The sequence below is a fragment of the Klenkia sesuvii genome, from assembly GCF_037083825.1.
Taxonomy (GTDB): domain Bacteria; phylum Actinomycetota; class Actinomycetes; order Mycobacteriales; family Geodermatophilaceae; genus Klenkia; species Klenkia sesuvii.
Genome location: NZ_JBAPLU010000003.1, coordinates 1 through 16089 on the forward strand (window position 1 = coordinate 1; position 16089 = coordinate 16089).

Below are 16089 nucleotides of genomic sequence, written 5' to 3' on the forward strand. Positions count from 1 at the left end.
GTTAAGCACGCCGCCAGCGTTCGTCCTGAGCCAGGATCAAACTCTCCGTAGATGAACTTCGATCCAAGGCCGAGAACCAAGAGTTGGCACTCTCGATATCAATCAACCCAACACCCACCCCACAAAAGAGGTGAGGATCAAACATATGGCACTGACTTTCGGCACGCTGTTGAGTTCTCAAAGAGCGGACGCGCAAGATCCCCAGCCGCTAGGCCTTCGACGTCTTGGCTTGTTGTCTCGCTTCGGCGCTTCGGGCCCGGCCTCGCGGTCGTCCCCGGCGCAGAGAGAAAGTTACGTGGTCGGCAGGCCCGTGTCAAACGCCCCCACGGGTGACGCCCGCCACGTGGTCGACGCGCGGCTGTCACCCGCTGTTCACGCGCCTGCGCGGCGCACAGGGCCCGGACGGAACGGCTGGCCTCCGGGGTCCCCCCGGGCAGGTCAGGCGGGCAGGCGGACCCCGGCGACGTTCCGCTTGCCGCGGCGCAGCACGACCCAGCCCCCGGCGAGCCCCACGCCGGCCGCGAGGGGGGCGTCGGCGTCGGTCACCCGCTCGTTGTTGACGTAGGCACCGCCCTCCTTGACCGTGCGCCGCGCGTCGGAGAGCGACGAGCACAGCCCGGTGCGCTGCAGGAGGACGGCGGCCGAGGGCAGGACGCCGCCCGGGACGTCGTCGGCGTCGAGCTGGACCGACCCCGCCTCCGACAGCGCAGCGGTGAGGGTGGGCTCCCCCAGCCCCGCGAGGTCGTCGCGACCGAAGAGGGCGCGACCGGCGGACTCCGCCTGGGCCACCTCGTCGGCGCCGTGCACCAGGGCGGTGAGCTCGGTGGCCAGGGCGCGCTGCAGCTCCCGGGCCTGGGGCCGTTCCTGCGACGACGCGATGAGCGCCGCCACCTCGTCGGCGGGGCGCTCGGAGAACAGCGGTGCCCACGCCCGGGCGTCGGCGTCGTCGATGCCGAGCCAGTACTGGAAGAACGCGTACGGGCTCGTGAGCTCCGGGTCCAGCCAGACCGTCGCGCCCTCGGTCTTGCCGATCTTCTTGCCGTCGGCCGTGGTCAGCAGCGGGGTCGCCAGCGCGTGGGTGCCGACGCCGTCCGTGCGTCGCACCAGGTCGACACCGGCGGTGATGTTGCCCCACTGGTCGGAGCCGCCGCTCTGCAGCGTGCAGCCGTGCCGCTGGTACAGCTCCCGGAAGTCGTTGGCCTGCAGGATCTGGTAGCTGAACTCCGTGTAGCTGATGCCGACGTCGGAGTTCAGGCGCACGGCCACGGCCTCCTTGGCCAGCATCCGGTTGACCCGGAAGTGCTTGCCGATGTCGCGCAGGAAGTCGATGGCCGACAGCGGCGCCGTCCAGTCGAGGTTGTTGACGTAGATCGGCGCCCGCAGGCCCTGCTCGGCGGCGGGCTGGTCGAGGAAGGGGGCCACCCGGCGCTGGATGCGGTCGACCCACCGGGCCACCTCGGCCGGGTCGTTGAGCTGCCGCTCCGAGGTGGGTCGGGGGTCGCCGATCAGGCCGGTGGCACCGCCGACCAGGACGATCGGTTGGTGGCCGGCGCGGTGCAGGGCCCGCAGCACCATGAACTGCAGGAGGTGCCCGACGTGCAGGCTGGGCGCCGTGGGGTCGAACCCGCAGTAGTAGGTGACCGGGCCGGCGGCGAGCGCGGCGCGCAGCTCGCCCTCGTCGGTGCTCTGGGCGATCAGCCCGCGGCGGTGGAGTTCGTCGACGACATCGGTACCACTGGTCACCGGCCCATCTTCGCCGACCGGGTCCAGCGCGTTCTGCCCGGTCACCGGGACCGGTCGGGGTCGGCAGCCGGTCGGCGTCGTCGGGCGCCGGCCCGGAAGGCGCTGACCGTCGGCGCACCGGTCTCGGTGAACCGCCACGGCAAGTCGACGGCCTGGGTGATGCCCACCCGCGGCCCGGCCGTCACCCCGCCCGGCGCAGGTCCCCGGTGCAGACGCACGGCGGACCCGGGGTCGAGCAGACGGGCGTCGCGGTCGTCGGGCCCGATGCCCAGCGCCGAGGTCAGGCGAGCCGGGCCACGCGCCAGGTCGCGCTGCGCAGCCGAGGCTGGCCGGCGACCGCGGGCCACCCCCTCCCCGACCACGACCTCACCGGCCCGCAGCAGCACCGCGGAGCCGTGGCCCTCCGGCCCGACCACGACGTTCGCGCACCAGTGCATGCCGTAGCTGAAGTACACGTACAGGTGGCCGGGCGGGCCGAACATGACCGCCGACCGGGGCGTGGGCCCCCGGTGGGAGTGCGCGGCCGGGTCGTCGCCGGACCCGGAGTAGGCCTCGACCTCGGTCAGCCGGACAGCCGTCGTCCCCTCGGGACGATCGGTCACCACCCAGCACCCCAGCAGCGTGGGGGCGACGACCTCGGGCCGACCGAGCAGCTCGTCGGTGGTGACCAGCGGCCCGGGCCGCTCGGCCTCGGTCACAGGAGCGCGGGGAGCCGGGTGCGGTGACCGCGGCTCAGAGGACCGGCGCCACCGGGGACGCCCCCGCCCACGAGCGGTGCTCCCCGACCAGGCCGGCCAGGGCCTCGAGCTGCTCGGCGACCCGCTCGGGTGCGGTCCCCCCGCGCGCCCGGCGCGCGGCGAGGGCACCCGGGACCGACAGCACGGTGCGCACCTCGGGGGTCAGGTGCGGCGACACCTCGGCGAGCTGGGCATCGGTCAGCTCGTGCAGCTCGACCCCGAGGGCCTCGCAGCGGGCGACCATGGCGCCGCTGATCTCGTGCGCCGAGCGGAAGGGCACGCCCGAGGAGACCAGCCACTCGGCGACGTCGGTGGCCAACGCGAACCCCTGCGGCGCGGCGGCCTCCAGGACCTCGGGGCGCAGGGTGAGGGTGGCCACCATGCCGGTGACCGCGGGCAGCAGCAGGGCCAGCTGCTCGACCGAGTCGAACACCGGCTCCTTGTCCTCCTGCAGGTCGCGGTCGTAGGCCAGCGGCAGGCCCTTGAGCATGGTGAGCAGACCGGTCAGGTTGCCGACGAACCGGCCGGCCTTCCCCCGGGCCAGCTCGGCGATGTCCGGGTTCTTCTTCTGCGGCATGATCGACGACCCGGTCGCCCAGGCGTCGTCCAGCCGCGCCCAGCCGAACTCGGTCGACGTCCACAGCACGACCTCCTCCCCCAGGCGGGACAGGTGGACGCCGAGCAGGGCCGCCGCGAAGCAGAACTCCGCGGCGAAGTCGCGGTCGCTGACCGCGTCGATCGAGTTGTCGGCGGCCCGGTCGAAGCCGAGCTCGGCGGCGACGGCGTCGGGGTCCAGACGCAGCGAGGAACCGGCCAGGGCACCGGCGCCCAGCGGGCTGACGGCGGTGCGGCGGTCCCAGTCGCGCAGCCGGTCGACGTCGCGGGCGAAGGAGTGCGCGTGCGCCAGCAGCTGGTGGGCGACGAGGACGGGCTGCGCGTGCTGCAGGTGCGTCATGCCCGGCGCGGCGACGTCGCGGTGGCGCTCGGCGAGGCCCACCAGGGCCTCCTCGAGGTCGGCGACCGCACCGACGAGGGCGCGGACGTGGTGGCGCAGGTACAGCCGCAGGTCGGTGGCGACCTGGTCGTTGCGCGACCGGCCCGCGCGCAGCTTGCCGCCCAGCGTGCCCAGCTTCGTGGTGAGCCCGCGCTCGAGGGCTTCGTGGACGTCCTCGTCGGCCTCGATGGCGGTGAACGTGCCGTCGGCGACCTCGGCCGACAACTCGGTCAGCGCGCCGACCATCTGCTCCAGCTCGTCGGCGGTGAGCAGGCCGGCACGGTGCAGCACCCGGGCGTGCGCCCGGGAGGACGCCAGGTCGTAGGGCGCCAGACGCCAGTCGACGTCGGTGGACTTCGACAGTGCGGCCATCGCGGCCGACGGGCCGCCGCCGAACCGTCCGCCCCAGAGCCGGGTGTCCGAACCTGCGGGTGCGCTGCTCACGGGTGTCCTTCTGGGTCGTGGGTGGTGGTGCCGGCGCCCGGCGGCGTCGAGCCGCCCGACGCCGTGGCCAGCAACCACTCGGCCAGCGCGGGGCCGCCGAGGGGGTCGCGGGAGACGACCAGGAGAGTGTCGTCCCCCGCGATCGTGCCCAGGACGTCGGGCAGGCCGGTCTTGTCCATGGCGGAGGCGAGGAACTGCGCCGCCCCGGGTGGGGTGCGGACCACGGCCAGGTTCGCCGAACCTTCCGCACTGGTCAGCAGCTCGCCGAGCATGCGGGTGAGCCGGCCGGGTGCGGACTGCGCCGGGCGCAGCGGCGCGTTCTCCGGCGGCAGCACGTAGGAGGCCGGCGCGCCGTCGGAGCCGCGCAGCTTGACCGCGCCGAGCTCCTCGAGGTCGCGCGAGAGCGTCGCCTGGGTGACCTCCACCCCGGACTCCCCCAGCAGCCGGGCCAGCTGGCCCTGCGAGGTGATGGGCTGGCCGGCGATCAGCTCGGCGATGCGGGCGTGCCGGGCCGACCGGGTCAGCGCCCCGGTCATCGCTGGGCCAGCAGCCAGGTCAGCAGCGCCTTCTGGGCGTGCAGCCGGTTCTCCGCCTCGTCCCAGACGGCACTCTGCGGACCGTCGATGACCTCGGCGGCGATCTCCTTGCCCCGGTAGGCCGGCAGGCAGTGCAGCACGACCGCGTCCGAGGCCGCCCGACCCAGCGCGGCCTCGTCGAGGGCGTAGGGCAGGAAGGGTGCGATGCGGGTGTCGTACTCGTCCTCCTGCCCCATCGACACCCAGGTGTCGGTGGCCAGCACGTCGGCGCCGTCGGCCGCGGCCGCCGGGTCGGCGGTCCAGGTCACCGACCCACCCGTCGTGGCGGCGACCTCGGCGGCCCGCGCCATGATGGCCGGGTCGGGGGCGAACTCCGCGGGGGAGCCGATGCGCACGTGCATGCCGGCGGTCGCCCCGCCCAGAGCGTAGGAGTGCGCCATGTTGTTGGCGCCGTCCCCCAGGTAGGTGAGCGTCAGGCCGGCCAGGGTCGGCCGGCGCTCGGCGACGGTCTGCAGGTCGGCCAGGATCTGGCAGGGGTGGTAGTCGTCGGTGAGCGCGTTGACGACCGGCACCCGGCTGACCGCGGCCATGGCCTCGAGCCGGTCCTGCCCGAAGGTGCGCCACACGATGGCCTCGACCTGCCGGTCGAGCACGCGGGTGGTGTCCTCCACCGGTTCCCCGCGGCCCAGCTGCGACGAACCGGCGTCGATCACCAGCGGGTAGCCGCCCAGCTCGGCGATGCCCACCGAGAACGAGACCCGGGTGCGGGTGGAGGGCTTGTCGAACAGGACGGCGACGGCCCGGGGGCCCGCGAGCGGCTGCGGCGCGTCGGCGGTGTGCCGGGTCCGCTTCAGCTGCGCGGCGAGCGCCAGCACCTCGGCCTGCTCGGCCGGGGTGAGGTCGTCGTCCTTGGTGAAGTGCCGGGGGCTCACGGTGCGGTCTCCAGTGCTGCGTCGAGGACGGGGGGCAGGGCGGCGACGAACCGGTCCACCTGCTCGTCGGTGACGACGAGCGGCGGGGCCAGCCGGACGACGCCCGGCGCCACTGCGTTGGTCAGGTAGCCGGCGTCGCGCAGACCGGTCTCCACGGCCGGGGCGACGTCGGCGGTGAGGACGACGCCCAGCAGCGCACCCCGCCCCCGCACGCCCGCGACGCCCGGGTGGCCGAGGCCCTCGATGCCGGTGGTGAACCGGTGCTCAAGGTCCTTGGCGCGTTCCAGCAGACCCTCGTCCCGGATGGTGTCCAGCACGGCGAGGGCCGCCGCCGCGACGACCGGGTTGCCGCCGAAGGTGGACCCGTGGGAGCCGGCGCCGAGCAGCTCGGCGGCGTCCCCGAAGGCGAGGACGGCGCCGAGCGGCAGGCCTCCGCCCAGGGACTTGGCCATGGTGATGACGTCGGGGGCGACGCCGTCGGCGGCGTGGGCGAACCACTGCCCGGTGCGGCCCGTGCCGGTCTGCACCTCGTCGACGGCGAACAGGGCGCCGACCGCTCGGGCCTGCGCCTCGGCCTCGGCCAGGTAGCCGGGAGGAGCGGGGAGCACCCCACCCTCCCCCAGCATCGGCTCCAGCAGCACCATCGCCGTCGCGCCGGTGAGCTGCAGCGCGTCGGCGTCGCCGTACTCGACGTGCCGGACCCCGCCGGGCAGGGGGGCGAAGGCCTGCGCCTTGGCCGGCTGCCCCGTGAGCGCCAGCGACCCCATGGTGCGGCCGTGGAACGACCCCAGGGCGGCCACCACCTCGGGCCGGCCGGTGAGCCGGCTGATCTTGAAGGCGGCCTCGTTGGCCTCGGCGCCGGAGTTGCAGAAGAACACCCGCCCGGGCCGGCCGGCCAGCTCGACCAGCCGCTCGGCCAGGGTCACCCCGACCTCGTGCATGGCCAGGTTGGACACGTGACCCAGCCGGGCGGCCTGGTTCGTGATCGCGGCGACGACGGCGGGGTGCGCGTGGCCCAGGATGGTGGTGGCGATCCCGCCGAGCAGGTCGACGTACTCGCGTCCGTCGACGTCCCACACCGTAGCTCCCCGGCCGTGTGCGAGGGCGACGGGGGGCGTCGTGTAGTTGCCCATCATCACGGCCGACCAGCGGCGGGCCAGCTCCTCCGTCGTCGTCATGCTGAACCCTCCTCCTGGGTCGTCGAGGTGGGGACCGACCGCCGGGGTGGCGGGGTCGGGACGACCATGGTCCCGGTGCCCTCGGTGGTGAACATCTCCAGCAGCAGGGCGTGCGGCAACCGGCCGTCGACGACGGTCGCGCGCTGCACACCGCCCTGCACCGCCCGCAGGCAGGCGGCCATCTTGGGGATCATCCCGGCGTCGAGTGTCGGCAAAATCGTCTCGAGCTCGGCGGCGTCGATCTGCTCCACCAACGACGCCTTGTCCGGCCAGTCGGAGTAGAGGCCCTCGACGTCGGTGAGCACGACGAGCTTGACCGCCCCCAGCGCGACGGCGAGCGCGGCCGCGGCGGTGTCGGCGTTGACGTTGTGCAGCACGCCTTCCTTGTCGGGGGCGACCGTGGCGACGACCGGGATGTGCCCGGCCTCCAGCAGAGCGGTCACCGGCGTCGGGTCGACCGCGACGACGTCGCCGACCAGGCCGACGTCGACCTGCTGACCGGCGACGGTGGCGGTGGTGCGCTCGGCGGTGAACAGGCCGCCGTCCTCGCCGGAGAGCCCGATGGCCAGCGGGCCGTGGGTGTTGATCAGGCCGACGACCTCGGGGCCGACCTGGCCGACCAGCACCATGCGGACGACGCCGATGGTCTCCGGCGTGGTGACCCGCAGGCCCCCGCGGAACTCGCTCTCGACACCCAACCGGGACAGCATCGAGCTGACCTGGGGGCCGCCGCCGTGCACCACGACGGGGAGGATCCCGCAGGTGCGGAGGAAGACCATGTCCTCGGCGAAGGCGGCGCGGCACTCCTCGTCGACCATGGCGTGCCCGCCGTACTTCACGACGACGACGTTGCCGTGGAACTCCTTGAGCCACGGCAGCGCACCGGTGAGCACGGCGACCTTGCGGGCGTCGCCCTCGGGGTCGGGGGTGCGCATGACCCGGCTGGTGCCGTAGCGCCGCCGCGCTGCAGAGACCGGCGGCTGCTCGTCGGGCCGGACGTCGGGGGGTGTGGGGTCCTGGGCGGTCATGTGGAGTAGGCCGAGTTCTCGTGCACGTAGGCGAGGGACAGGTCGTTGGTCCAGATGGTGGCCTCGGCGCCGCCGGCGGCGAGGTCGACGTCGATGGTGACGGCCCGACCGGTGAGGTCGACGCCGTCGCGGTCGTCGCCGATGGCACCGCCACGGCAGACGGTGACCCCGTTGATGGTCACGTCGACCTGGTCGGCCTCGAAGGACGCCGAGGTGGTGCCGATGGCAGCCAGCACCCGGCCCCAGTTCGGGTCGTTGCCGAACAGCGCCGTCTTGAGCAGGTTGTTGCGGGCACAGGCCCGGCCGGCCTCCAGCGCGTCGTCGACCGAGGCCGCACCCCGCACGGTGATCGCGATGTCCTTGGTGGAGCCCTCGGCGTCGGCGAGCAGCTGCATCGCGAGGTCCAGGCAGGCGGCGTCGAGGGCGGCGCCGAACTCCTCGGCCGTGGGGGCGACCCCGGATGCACCGTTGGCGAGCACCAGCACGGTGTCGTTGGTGGACAGGCACCCGTCGCTGTCGACCCGCTCGAACGAGTGCGCCGTGGCGTGCCGCAGCGCGGGCTCGAGGACCTCGGCGGGCACGACGGCGTCGGTGGTGAGGACGACGAGCATGGTGGCCAGGCTCGGGGCCAGCATGCCGGCCCCCTTGGCCATGCCCCCGAGCGTCCAGCCGTCACCGGTCTGCACCGTGGTCTTGGGCACCGAGTCGGTGGTCATGATGCCGCGGGCGGCGGCCTGCCCGCCGTCGGACGACAGCTGCCCGGCGGCCTCGGTGACCCCCGCGGTCAGCTTCTCCATGGGCAGCCGGACGCCGATCAGCCCGGTGGAGCACACGGCGACGTCGATGGCCCCCAGCCCGAGGGCAGCAGCGGCGTGCTCGGCGGTGGCGTGCGTGTCCTGGAAGCCCCCCGGCCCGGTGCAGGCGTTCGCCCCGCCGGAGTTGAGCACGACGGCCCGCACCCGGCCGTCGGCCAGCACCTGCCTCGACCACAGCACCGGCGCGGCCGGGAACCGGTTGGTGGTGAACACGGCCGCGGCCGCGTCGTGCGGGCCGTCGTTGACCACCAGGGCGACGTCGGGGTCGCCGGAGGCCTTCAGGCCGGCGGCGACGCCGGCGGCCCGGAACCCCTGGGCCGCGGTGACGCTCACGGTGCGACCCCCACGAGCGGGAGACCGGTGGTCTCGGGCAGGCCCAGGGCGAGGTTGGCGCACTGCAGCGCGCCTCCCGCCGTCCCCTTGGTCAGGTTGTCGACGGCCGCGACGACCACGAGCCGGCCGGCGTCGGGGTCGACGGTGACCTGCAGCGCGACCGTGTTGGCCCCGAGCACCGCGGCGGTGGTCGGCCACTGCCCCTCGGGCAGCACGCGGACGAACGGTTCGTCGGCGTAGGCCGCCAGGTAGGTCTCCCGCGCGGTCTCGGCCGTCGTGCCGGGCAGCACCTTCGCCGAGCAGGTGGCCAGGATGCCGCGGGCCATGGGCACCAGGGTCGGGGTGAAGCTCACGCCGACAGTCCTACCGGCGACCTCCGACAGGTTCTGCACCATCTCGGGCGTGTGCCGGTGGACGCCGCCCACGCCGTACGCGCTGACGGCCCCCATGACCTCGGAGCCGATCAGGTTCGGCTTGGCCGCCCGACCGGCACCCGAGGTGCCCGAGGCGGCCACGACGACGACCTCGGGCTCGACCAGACCGCCGGCCAGCGCCGGGGCCATGGCCAGGGTGACGCTGGTCGGGTAGCACCCGGGCACGGCGATCCGCCGCGCGCCGGCCAGCTTGCCCCGCTGCCCGGGCAGCTCGGGCAGGCCGTAGGGCCAGGTGCCGGCGTGCTCGCTGCCGTACCACCGCTGCCAGGCCGCGGCGTCGGCCAGCCGGTGGTCGGCGCCGCAGTCCAGCACCAGCACGTCGTCGGGCAGGCCCGCGGCGACGGCGCCCGACGCGCCGTGCGGCAGGGCCAGGACGACGACGTCGTAGCCCGCGAGGTCGGCGGGCCCGGACGGCTGCACGACCAGGTCGGCGTAGGGCAGCAGGTGCGGCTGGGACTCCCCCAGGCGTCGGCCGGCACTCGATGCCGCGTGCACCCCGGTCAGCCGGAGGTTCGGGTGCCCGGCCAGCAGCCGGCACACCTCCCCGCCCGCGTACCCGGTGGCGCCGGTGACCCCGACCGTCCACGTCCGCTCTGCGCTCACGATGCATGAGTATGCACCAGTGCGGATGAACGTGCAGTCGTGGGGGGCGCGGACCCGCCTCGGTACCGTTCGGGGATGCGCACGGGAGCGGTCGGTCGCAGGACACCAGGTGATCTCCTGCGAGGCGGTGCGATGGGGGTCGCCGAGACCGTCCCCGGGGTGAGCGGCGGGACCGTCGCGCTGGTCCTCGGGGTCTACGAGCACCTCATCGACGGCGCGGGCCACGTCCTGTCGGCCGTCCGCTCGGGCGTGGCCGGTCGCCGGCACGAGGCCCAGGAGCACCTGCGCCGGGTGCACTGGGCGACGGTGGTGCCGGTCGCCGTCGGCATGGTGGTGGCCGTCGTGCTGGCCGCGCAGGTGGTGGAGCCGCTGGTGACCGACCACCCGGTGGGCACCCGGGCGGTCTTCTTCGGTCTGGTCCTGGGCTCGATCGCCGTCCCGGCGATGATGGTGCGCGACTGGCGGGCCGGCACGGTCGGCGTCGCCGTCGTCGCGGCCGTCGTGGCCTTCCTGCTGTCCGGGCTCCCCCCGGGCGGGGAGGTGCAGCCGGCCCTGCCCGTCGTGGCGCTGGCGGCCGCGGTGGCCATCTGCGCGCTGGTGCTGCCCGGGGTGTCCGGGTCGTTCTTCCTGCTCACGGTGGGTCTCTACCAGCCGACCCTGGCGGCGGTGAACGACCGCGACCTGGTCTACCTGCTGGTCTTCGCCCTGGGCGCACTGGTGGGCCTGGCCTCGTTCGTCAAGGTGCTGCAGTGGGCGCTGCTGCACCACCACGCGGTGGTGCTCGCGGGCATGTCCGGGCTGATGGCCGGGTCGTTGCGGGCGCTGTGGCCGTGGCAGGACGAGGACCGGGGCCTGCTGCCCCCCGACGACGGCGCGCTGCCCGTGGTGGCCCTCGCTGTGGGCGCCCTGCTGCTGGTGGCCGCGACGGTGCTGCTGCAGCGGCGGTACGACACCCCTGCCGGGTCCACCGGCACCGAGCGCGACGACACCGCCGGCCGTCACCGCGGCTGACCTGCGCCGGGTCGCGCCGTGCCCCGCCAGCCACCATGATCGCGCCCGTGGCCGCAGCGTTCGACCGGGTCGTCATCGTGTTCAACCCGCACAGCACCGGTGATGCCCCGACCTTGGCCCGGGAGCTGCGCGACGACCTCGCCGAACGGCACCCCGACCTGCCGATCCAGCTCGCCCCCACCCAGCGCGCCGGGCACGGGCGCGAGCTGGCCGCTGCCGCCGCGCGCGACGGCCGGCCGCTGGTGGTCTCGGTCAGCGGCGACGGTGGCTACAACGACGTCGTCAACGGGCTGATGGACGCCGGCAACCCCGACGCCGTGGCCGCCGTCCGGGGGGCCGGGAACGCCAACGACCACCGCCGGGCCACCAAGCGCCGCCCGCTCGACGCCGCGGTCTCCCACGCCCTGCGCACGGGGACCACGTCGCGCTTCGACCTGCTGCGGCTCAGCGTCACCCCGGCCGGTGGCGACCCCTGGGTGCGGTACGCGCACTCCTACATCGGGCTGGGCATCACGCCGGTGGTCGCCGTCGACCTCGAGCAGGGCGGGAAGGGGTCCTGGCGCGAGATCGTCGCCGTCGTGCGGGGGTTCCGGCGGTTCCGGCCGTTCCCGGTCGAGCTGGCCGACGGCACCGAGGTCGAGGTGGACAGCCTGCTCTACGCCAACATCGACCGGATGGCCAAGGTGGCCACCCTGTCCGACGACGGCCGGCCCGACGACGGCCGCTTCGAGCTGGTGCTCCTCCCCCACCACAGCAAGGTGCGGGTGCTGCTGACCGCGCTGCGGTCGGCCACCATCGGGCTGGGCCCCCAGCCGCACGTCACGCACCACGAGCTGACCATCCGCGCGCCGATGCCGCTGCAGCTCGACGGTGAGCTGGTCGAGCTCGACGCCGACACCCACGTGGCCGTCGACGTCGTCCCGGGTGCGCTGCGCACGGTGGGCTGAGGTCAGGCGACGGGGTCGGTGTCGCCGTAGGGCAGGAGACGGACCTGGCGCTGGGTGGCCTCGGGCACGGTGTCCACCAGGGTGGCCACGTCGTCCTTGCCGGCCCGCACGAAGCGCCCCGACCAGTGGTCCAGCTGCCCCTCGGCGATCGCGGCGACCAGGTCGACGACGGCCGAGGCCGGCGTCCAGTCGGTGAAGCCGTCCCACATCGCCATCGAGCGGGTCATCGGGGTGTCCACCACGCCGGGGGCGACGTCGAAGGCCAGCACACCGGCCGCGGCGAGGGACTCGGTGATGCGCAGCTGCCCGGCCTTGCCGACCGAGTAGGCGCTGTAGTCGGGGTTCGCCCGGGTGGACATGCCGCTGGCGAGGTCGACCACCCGGCCGCTGCCCCGCTCGACCATCGCCGGCACCACGGCCTGCACCAGGTGGAACGGCCCGCGCAGCTGGCTCTCCACCACCGACCACCACTGCTGCGGGTCGGCCTCCCACACCGGCACCTCTGCGGCGTCGACCTGGCCGGCGTTGTTGACCAGCAGGTCGACCGGGCCCAGCTCGGCGAGGACCCGGCTGACCGCGGCGTGCACGGCGGCCAGGTCGGTGACGTCGGCCGCGACGGCCAGCGTGCGCCCGCCCGTGGCCGCGGTGACCTCCGCCAGCGCCGCGGACAGCCGCTCGGCCCCGCGGGCCAGCCCGGCCACCGCCGCCCCCCGCTCGGACAACCCGCGGACCAGCTCCAGCCCGATGCCGGAGGAGGCACCGGTGACCAGCGCGACCTGGCGGGCCAGCGGACCCTCAGGCACCGCCGGCCGCCTCGCCGGCGCCCCCGCGCAGAACCGCACCGACCCCGGCCGCCGACTCCAGCGCCGACCCCACCGCCTGCGCCACCTCGGCGCGGGTGAGGGTGCGGTCGGGAGCGCGGAAGGTGAGCGCGTAGGCCAGGGACTTCTGGCCGGCACCGGCCTGCTCGCCGGTGTAGACGTCGAACAGCTGCACCGCCTCGAGCAGCTCCCCGGCGCCGGCCCGCAGTGCCCGCTCGACGTCGGCGGCCGGCACCTGCACCCCGACGGTCAGGGCCAGGTCGCTGTGCACCGGCGGGAACGAGGAGGTGCGAGGGGCCTGCACGACGGCGGCCTCGGGCAGCGCGTCGAGGTCGAGCTCCATCGCGCAGGTGCGCGGGGGCAGGTCGAGGTCGGCGCACACCCGCGGGTGCAGCTCCCCGGCGTGACCCACGACGGTGTCGCCGACCAGCAGCTCGGCGCAGCGCCCCGGGTGCCAGGGCAGTCGTTCCCCGGCCCGCACGGTGAGCTCGACCCCCGCGGCGCCGGCGACCGTGCGGGCGGCCTGCACGGCGTCGGCCCAGTCGGCGGCCCGTCCGGGGCCCCAGTGGCCGCGGGGCTCGCGCAGCCCGGTGAGCACCACGCCCACGTGCCAGGGCTGCGCGGGCACGGCCGCGAACAGCGCGGCGAGGGTGTCGTCGTCGGGACGGCGGTCGACCGGGGGCAGCGGGGCCGGGGCGCCGTCGCCGGGCAGGAACACCACGCCGAGCTCGAACACCGCCAGGTCGCGCTGGCCGCGCCCGAGGTTGCGGGCGGCGGTGGCCAGCAGACCCGGCAGCAACGAGGTGCGCAGGGCCGGCTCCTCGTCCGAGAGCGGGTTGCGCAGGGTGAGCAGCCCCTCGACCGGCAACCCGAGCGGGGCCAGCGCCGCGGGTCCGACGAACGGGTACGCCGGCGCCTCGGTGTACCCGGCCTCGGCCAGGGCACGGCCGACGGTGCGGCGACGGCGCTGGGCCGGGGTGAGCCCGCGCCCGGGGGGCACGGTGGGCAGCACGCCGGGGATCTCGTCGTAGCCGACGGCCCGCACGACCTCCTCGACCAGGTCGGCCGGGTCGGTGAGGTCCGGGCGCCAGGAGGGCGGCGTGACCGTCAGGGTCGTCCCGGACGCCTCGACCGCGCAGCCGACGGTGCGCAGCGCGTCGACGACGGTGTCGGTGTCGATCGGGATGCCGGCGACGGCCTGCGGCCGGTCGGTCGCCAGCACGATCTCCGGCCGCGGTCCGCGGGTGTCGACGTCGACGACGCCGCCCACGACGGTGGCCCCGCCGAACTCGGCGAGCAGCTCGGCCGCCCGGGCCAGGGCGACCACGGTGACGTCGGGGTCGGTGCCGCGCTCGAAGCGCTTGGCGGCCTCGCTGGGCAGCTTGTGCCGCCGCACACCGCGGCCGATGCCCGTGGGCTCCCAGTGCGCGGCCTCCAGCAGCACGTCGGTGGTGCTGGAGGAGATCTCGGTGCTCGCCCCACCCATGACGCCGGCCAGCCCGATCGGGCCGGACTCGTCGCTGATGAGCAGGTCGTCGGCCTCCAGCGCCCGGTCGACGCCGTCCAGGGTGGTCACCCGCTCACCCGGCCGGGCGGTGCGGACGACGACCGGCCCGCGCACGGCGGCGCGGTCGAAGGCGTGCATCGGCTGGCCGAGCTCGAGCATCACGTAGTTGGTGACGTCGACGGCCAGCGAGATCGACCGGACGCCGGAGCGGGTGAGCCGGCGGCGCATCCACCACGGGGTGGGGGCCGCCGGGTCCAGGCCCTCCATCGCGATCATCGAGAACCGGTCGCAGCGCTGGGGGTCCTCGACCTCGACGGTCCAGGCCGGGTCGCCCGACCAGGCCGGCGGGGTGGCCGCGGCCGGGTCCTGCCAGGGCGCGCCGAGGGCGGCGGCCACCTCGCGGGCGATGCCGCGCACCGACATGCAGTAGCCGCGGTCGGTGGTCACCTCGAGGTCGAACACGACGTCGTCCAGCCCGAGCACGCCGGCCGCCGGGGTCCCGGGTTCGTACCCTTCGGTGCCCAGCACCAGGATGCCGTCGTGGTCGTCGCCGATCCCCAGCTCGCGGACGCTGCAGATCATGCCGTCGCTGACCTTGCCGTAGGTCTCGCGCGCGGCGATCGCGAAGTCCCCGGGCAGCACGACGCCGGGCAGCGCCACGACCACCAGGTCGCCGACGGCGAAGTTGCGGGCACCGCAGACGATGCCCTGAGGTGCTGGGTTGCCGACGTCGACCTGGCAGTACCGGATCGGCTTCTTGAAGCCGGTGAGCTCCTCGATCTCCAGCACCCGGCCGACCACCAGCGGACCGGTGGTCGCCGGGGCGCGCAGCACGTCCTCGACCTCGAGACCCTGGCGGACGAAGGCCGCGTCGAGGTCGTCGACCCCGGTGCCCGCGGGCAGGTCGACGTGCTGGGACAGCCAGCTGACGGGGATCTTCACTGCTCCACTCCGAACGCGCTCGTGAACCGGACGTCGCCCTCGACGATGTCGTGCATGTCCGACACCCCGTGCCGGAACTGCAGGGCCCGCTCGATGCCCATGCCGAAGGCGAACCCGCCGTAGACCTCGGGGTCGATCCCGCAGGCGGTCAGCACGCGGGGGTTGACCATGCCGCAGCCGCCCCACTCGACCCAGCGGGGGCCGTCGCGGTGCTCGGGGAACCAGACGTCGAACTCCGCCGACGGTTCGGTGAAGGGGAAGAAGTGCGGCCGCCACCGGATGGTGGAGTCGGGGCCGAACAGCGCCTTGGCCAGCGCCTCGAGGGTGCCGCGCAGGTGCGCCATGGTGAGCCCGCGGTCGATGGCCAGCCCCTCCACCTGGTGGAACACCGGGGTGTGGGTGGCGTCGAGCTCGTCGGTGCGGAACACCCGGCCCGGGGCGACGACGTAGATGGGCGGGGTGCGCTCGAGCATGCTGCGCGCCTGCACCGGCGAGGTGTGCGTGCGCAGCACCAGGCCCGAGCCCTCGGGTGCGACGAAGAAGGTGTCGGCCAGCGAGCGGGCGGGGTGGTCGGGGCCGGTGTTGAGGGCGTCGAAGTTCAGCCACTCGCTCTCCAGCTCCGGGCCCTCGGCGACCTCGTAACCCATGCCCACGAAGACGTCGGCGATGCGGTCCTGGATCGTCGTCAGCGGGTGCCGGGCACCGCGCGGTGCGCGGTCGGCGGGCAGGGTGACGTCGACCCGCTCCTCGGCCAGCACCCGCTCGTCGCGCTCCGCGGTGAGCTCGGCGAGCCGGGCGTCGTAGGCCTCGGTGAGCGCGACCCGGGCGGCGTTGACCCGCTGACCGGCGTCCTTGCGCGCGGCCGGGGGCAGCGCACCGAGCTCGCGGCGGGCCAGCAGCACGGGACCGCGGTCACCCAGGTGCGCGGGGCGGACGGCGGCGAGGGCCTCGAGGTCGGCCGCCGAGGCGAAGGCAGCCAGGCCCTCGCGCACCGCCGTGTCGAGGGCCTCCGGGGAGAGGGCCGCGACCTGCTTGGGGTCGAATGGATCGTTGGCGCCGGACACGGGAGGCCATTCTGCCTCCC

14 protein-coding genes are annotated in these 16089 nt (G+C 74.8%); 2 read left to right on the plus strand and 12 right to left on the minus strand.

Annotation, left to right across the window (positions count from 1 at the left end; all coding sequences use genetic code 11):
* Nucleotides 1-438: 438 nt before the first annotated feature.
* From tyrS to argC, 9 genes are read right to left on the minus strand one after another with little or no spacing between them, the layout of a single operon-like run.
* On the minus strand, nucleotides 439-1743 hold the full coding sequence (tyrS, locus tag TEK04_RS03520; protein ID WP_336402930.1) for a tyrosine--tRNA ligase: 1305 nt from the start codon (nucleotides 1741-1743) through the stop codon (nucleotides 439-441).
* A 41-nt stretch (nucleotides 1744-1784) separates the two neighbouring features.
* A complete protein-coding gene (locus TEK04_RS03525) occupies nucleotides 1785-2441 on the minus strand; it encodes a DNA-3-methyladenine glycosylase (protein ID WP_336402931.1) in 657 nt (218 codons plus the stop codon).
* A gap of 34 nt (nucleotides 2442-2475) precedes the next feature.
* Entirely contained in the window at nucleotides 2476-3918 is a 1443-nt protein-coding gene (gene argH / locus TEK04_RS03530; protein ID WP_336402932.1) for an argininosuccinate lyase, read from the minus strand.
* Entirely contained in the window at nucleotides 3915-4454 is a 540-nt protein-coding gene (locus TEK04_RS03535) for an arginine repressor (RefSeq protein ID WP_336402933.1), read from the minus strand. Before TEK04_RS03535 ends, argH begins: the two co-directional genes overlap by 4 nt.
* Nucleotides 4451-5386, minus strand: a complete 936-nt coding sequence (argF, locus tag TEK04_RS03540; RefSeq protein WP_336402934.1) for an ornithine carbamoyltransferase — start codon at nucleotides 5384-5386, stop codon at nucleotides 4451-4453. The genes TEK04_RS03535 and argF overlap by 4 nt, the downstream gene beginning before the upstream one ends.
* Complete coding sequence (locus TEK04_RS03545) at nucleotides 5383-6564, minus strand: acetylornithine transaminase (RefSeq protein WP_336402935.1); 1182 nt, start codon at nucleotides 6562-6564, stop codon at nucleotides 5383-5385. Before TEK04_RS03545 ends, argF begins: the two co-directional genes overlap by 4 nt.
* Nucleotides 6561-7592 carry an acetylglutamate kinase gene (gene argB, locus TEK04_RS03550; protein ID WP_336402936.1) on the minus strand — a complete coding sequence of 344 codons (1032 nt, stop codon included), beginning with the start codon at nucleotides 7590-7592 and terminating at the stop codon, nucleotides 6561-6563. The genes TEK04_RS03545 and argB overlap by 4 nt, the downstream gene beginning before the upstream one ends.
* On the minus strand, nucleotides 7589-8740 hold the full coding sequence (argJ, locus tag TEK04_RS03555) for a bifunctional glutamate N-acetyltransferase/amino-acid acetyltransferase ArgJ (protein ID WP_336402937.1): 1152 nt from the start codon (nucleotides 8738-8740) through the stop codon (nucleotides 7589-7591). Before argJ ends, argB begins: the two co-directional genes overlap by 4 nt.
* On the minus strand, nucleotides 8737-9777 hold the full coding sequence (gene argC / locus TEK04_RS03560) for an N-acetyl-gamma-glutamyl-phosphate reductase (RefSeq protein ID WP_336402938.1): 1041 nt from the start codon (nucleotides 9775-9777) through the stop codon (nucleotides 8737-8739). The genes argJ and argC overlap by 4 nt, the downstream gene beginning before the upstream one ends.
* A 132-nt stretch (nucleotides 9778-9909) precedes the next feature.
* Here argC and TEK04_RS03565 point away from each other — a divergent pair, with 132 nt between their 5' ends.
* Both TEK04_RS03565 and TEK04_RS03570 read left to right on the plus strand, forming a co-directional pair.
* Nucleotides 9910-10788: a DUF368 domain-containing protein gene (locus TEK04_RS03565; RefSeq protein ID WP_336402939.1), complete on the plus strand. Its 879-nt coding sequence runs from the start codon at nucleotides 9910-9912 to the stop codon at nucleotides 10786-10788.
* A gap of 47 nt (nucleotides 10789-10835) precedes the next feature.
* Nucleotides 10836-11735: a diacylglycerol/lipid kinase family protein gene (locus TEK04_RS03570; protein WP_336402940.1), complete on the plus strand. Its 900-nt coding sequence runs from the start codon at nucleotides 10836-10838 to the stop codon at nucleotides 11733-11735.
* A gap of 2 nt (nucleotides 11736-11737) precedes the next feature.
* Here the strand turns inward: TEK04_RS03570 and TEK04_RS03575 are convergent, their stop codons facing one another.
* Genes TEK04_RS03575 through pheS form a run of 3 tightly spaced genes read right to left on the minus strand, consistent with a single transcriptional unit; the run spans nucleotide 11738 to nucleotide 16069 of the window.
* Entirely contained in the window at nucleotides 11738-12538 is an 801-nt protein-coding gene (locus TEK04_RS03575; RefSeq protein WP_336402941.1) for an SDR family NAD(P)-dependent oxidoreductase, read from the minus strand.
* The gene (pheT, locus tag TEK04_RS03580) at nucleotides 12531-15005 is read right to left on the minus strand and encodes a phenylalanine--tRNA ligase subunit beta (protein WP_336402942.1); all 2475 of its coding nucleotides are present in this window, start codon (nucleotides 15003-15005) and stop codon (nucleotides 12531-12533) included. Before pheT ends, TEK04_RS03575 begins: the two co-directional genes overlap by 8 nt.
* On the minus strand, nucleotides 15002-16069 hold the full coding sequence (pheS, locus tag TEK04_RS03585; RefSeq protein WP_336402943.1) for a phenylalanine--tRNA ligase subunit alpha: 1068 nt from the start codon (nucleotides 16067-16069) through the stop codon (nucleotides 15002-15004). Before pheS ends, pheT begins: the two co-directional genes overlap by 4 nt.
* Nucleotides 16070-16089 lie beyond the last annotated feature (20 nt).

Excerpts from the sequence above, each read along its gene's own strand:
- argB (WP_336402936.1), bottom strand. The coding sequence starts at position 7,592 with ATGACCGCCCAGGACCCCACACCCCCCGACGTCCGGCCCGACGAGCAG.
- TEK04_RS03545 (WP_336402935.1), bottom strand. The coding sequence starts at position 6,564 with ATGACGACGACGGAGGAGCTGGCCCGCCGCTGGTCGGCCGTGATGATG.
- TEK04_RS03535 (WP_336402933.1), bottom strand. The coding sequence starts at position 4,454 with ATGACCGGGGCGCTGACCCGGTCGGCCCGGCACGCCCGCATCGCCGAG.
- TEK04_RS03565 (WP_336402939.1), top strand. The coding sequence starts at position 9,910 with ATGGGGGTCGCCGAGACCGTCCCCGGGGTGAGCGGCGGGACCGTCGCG.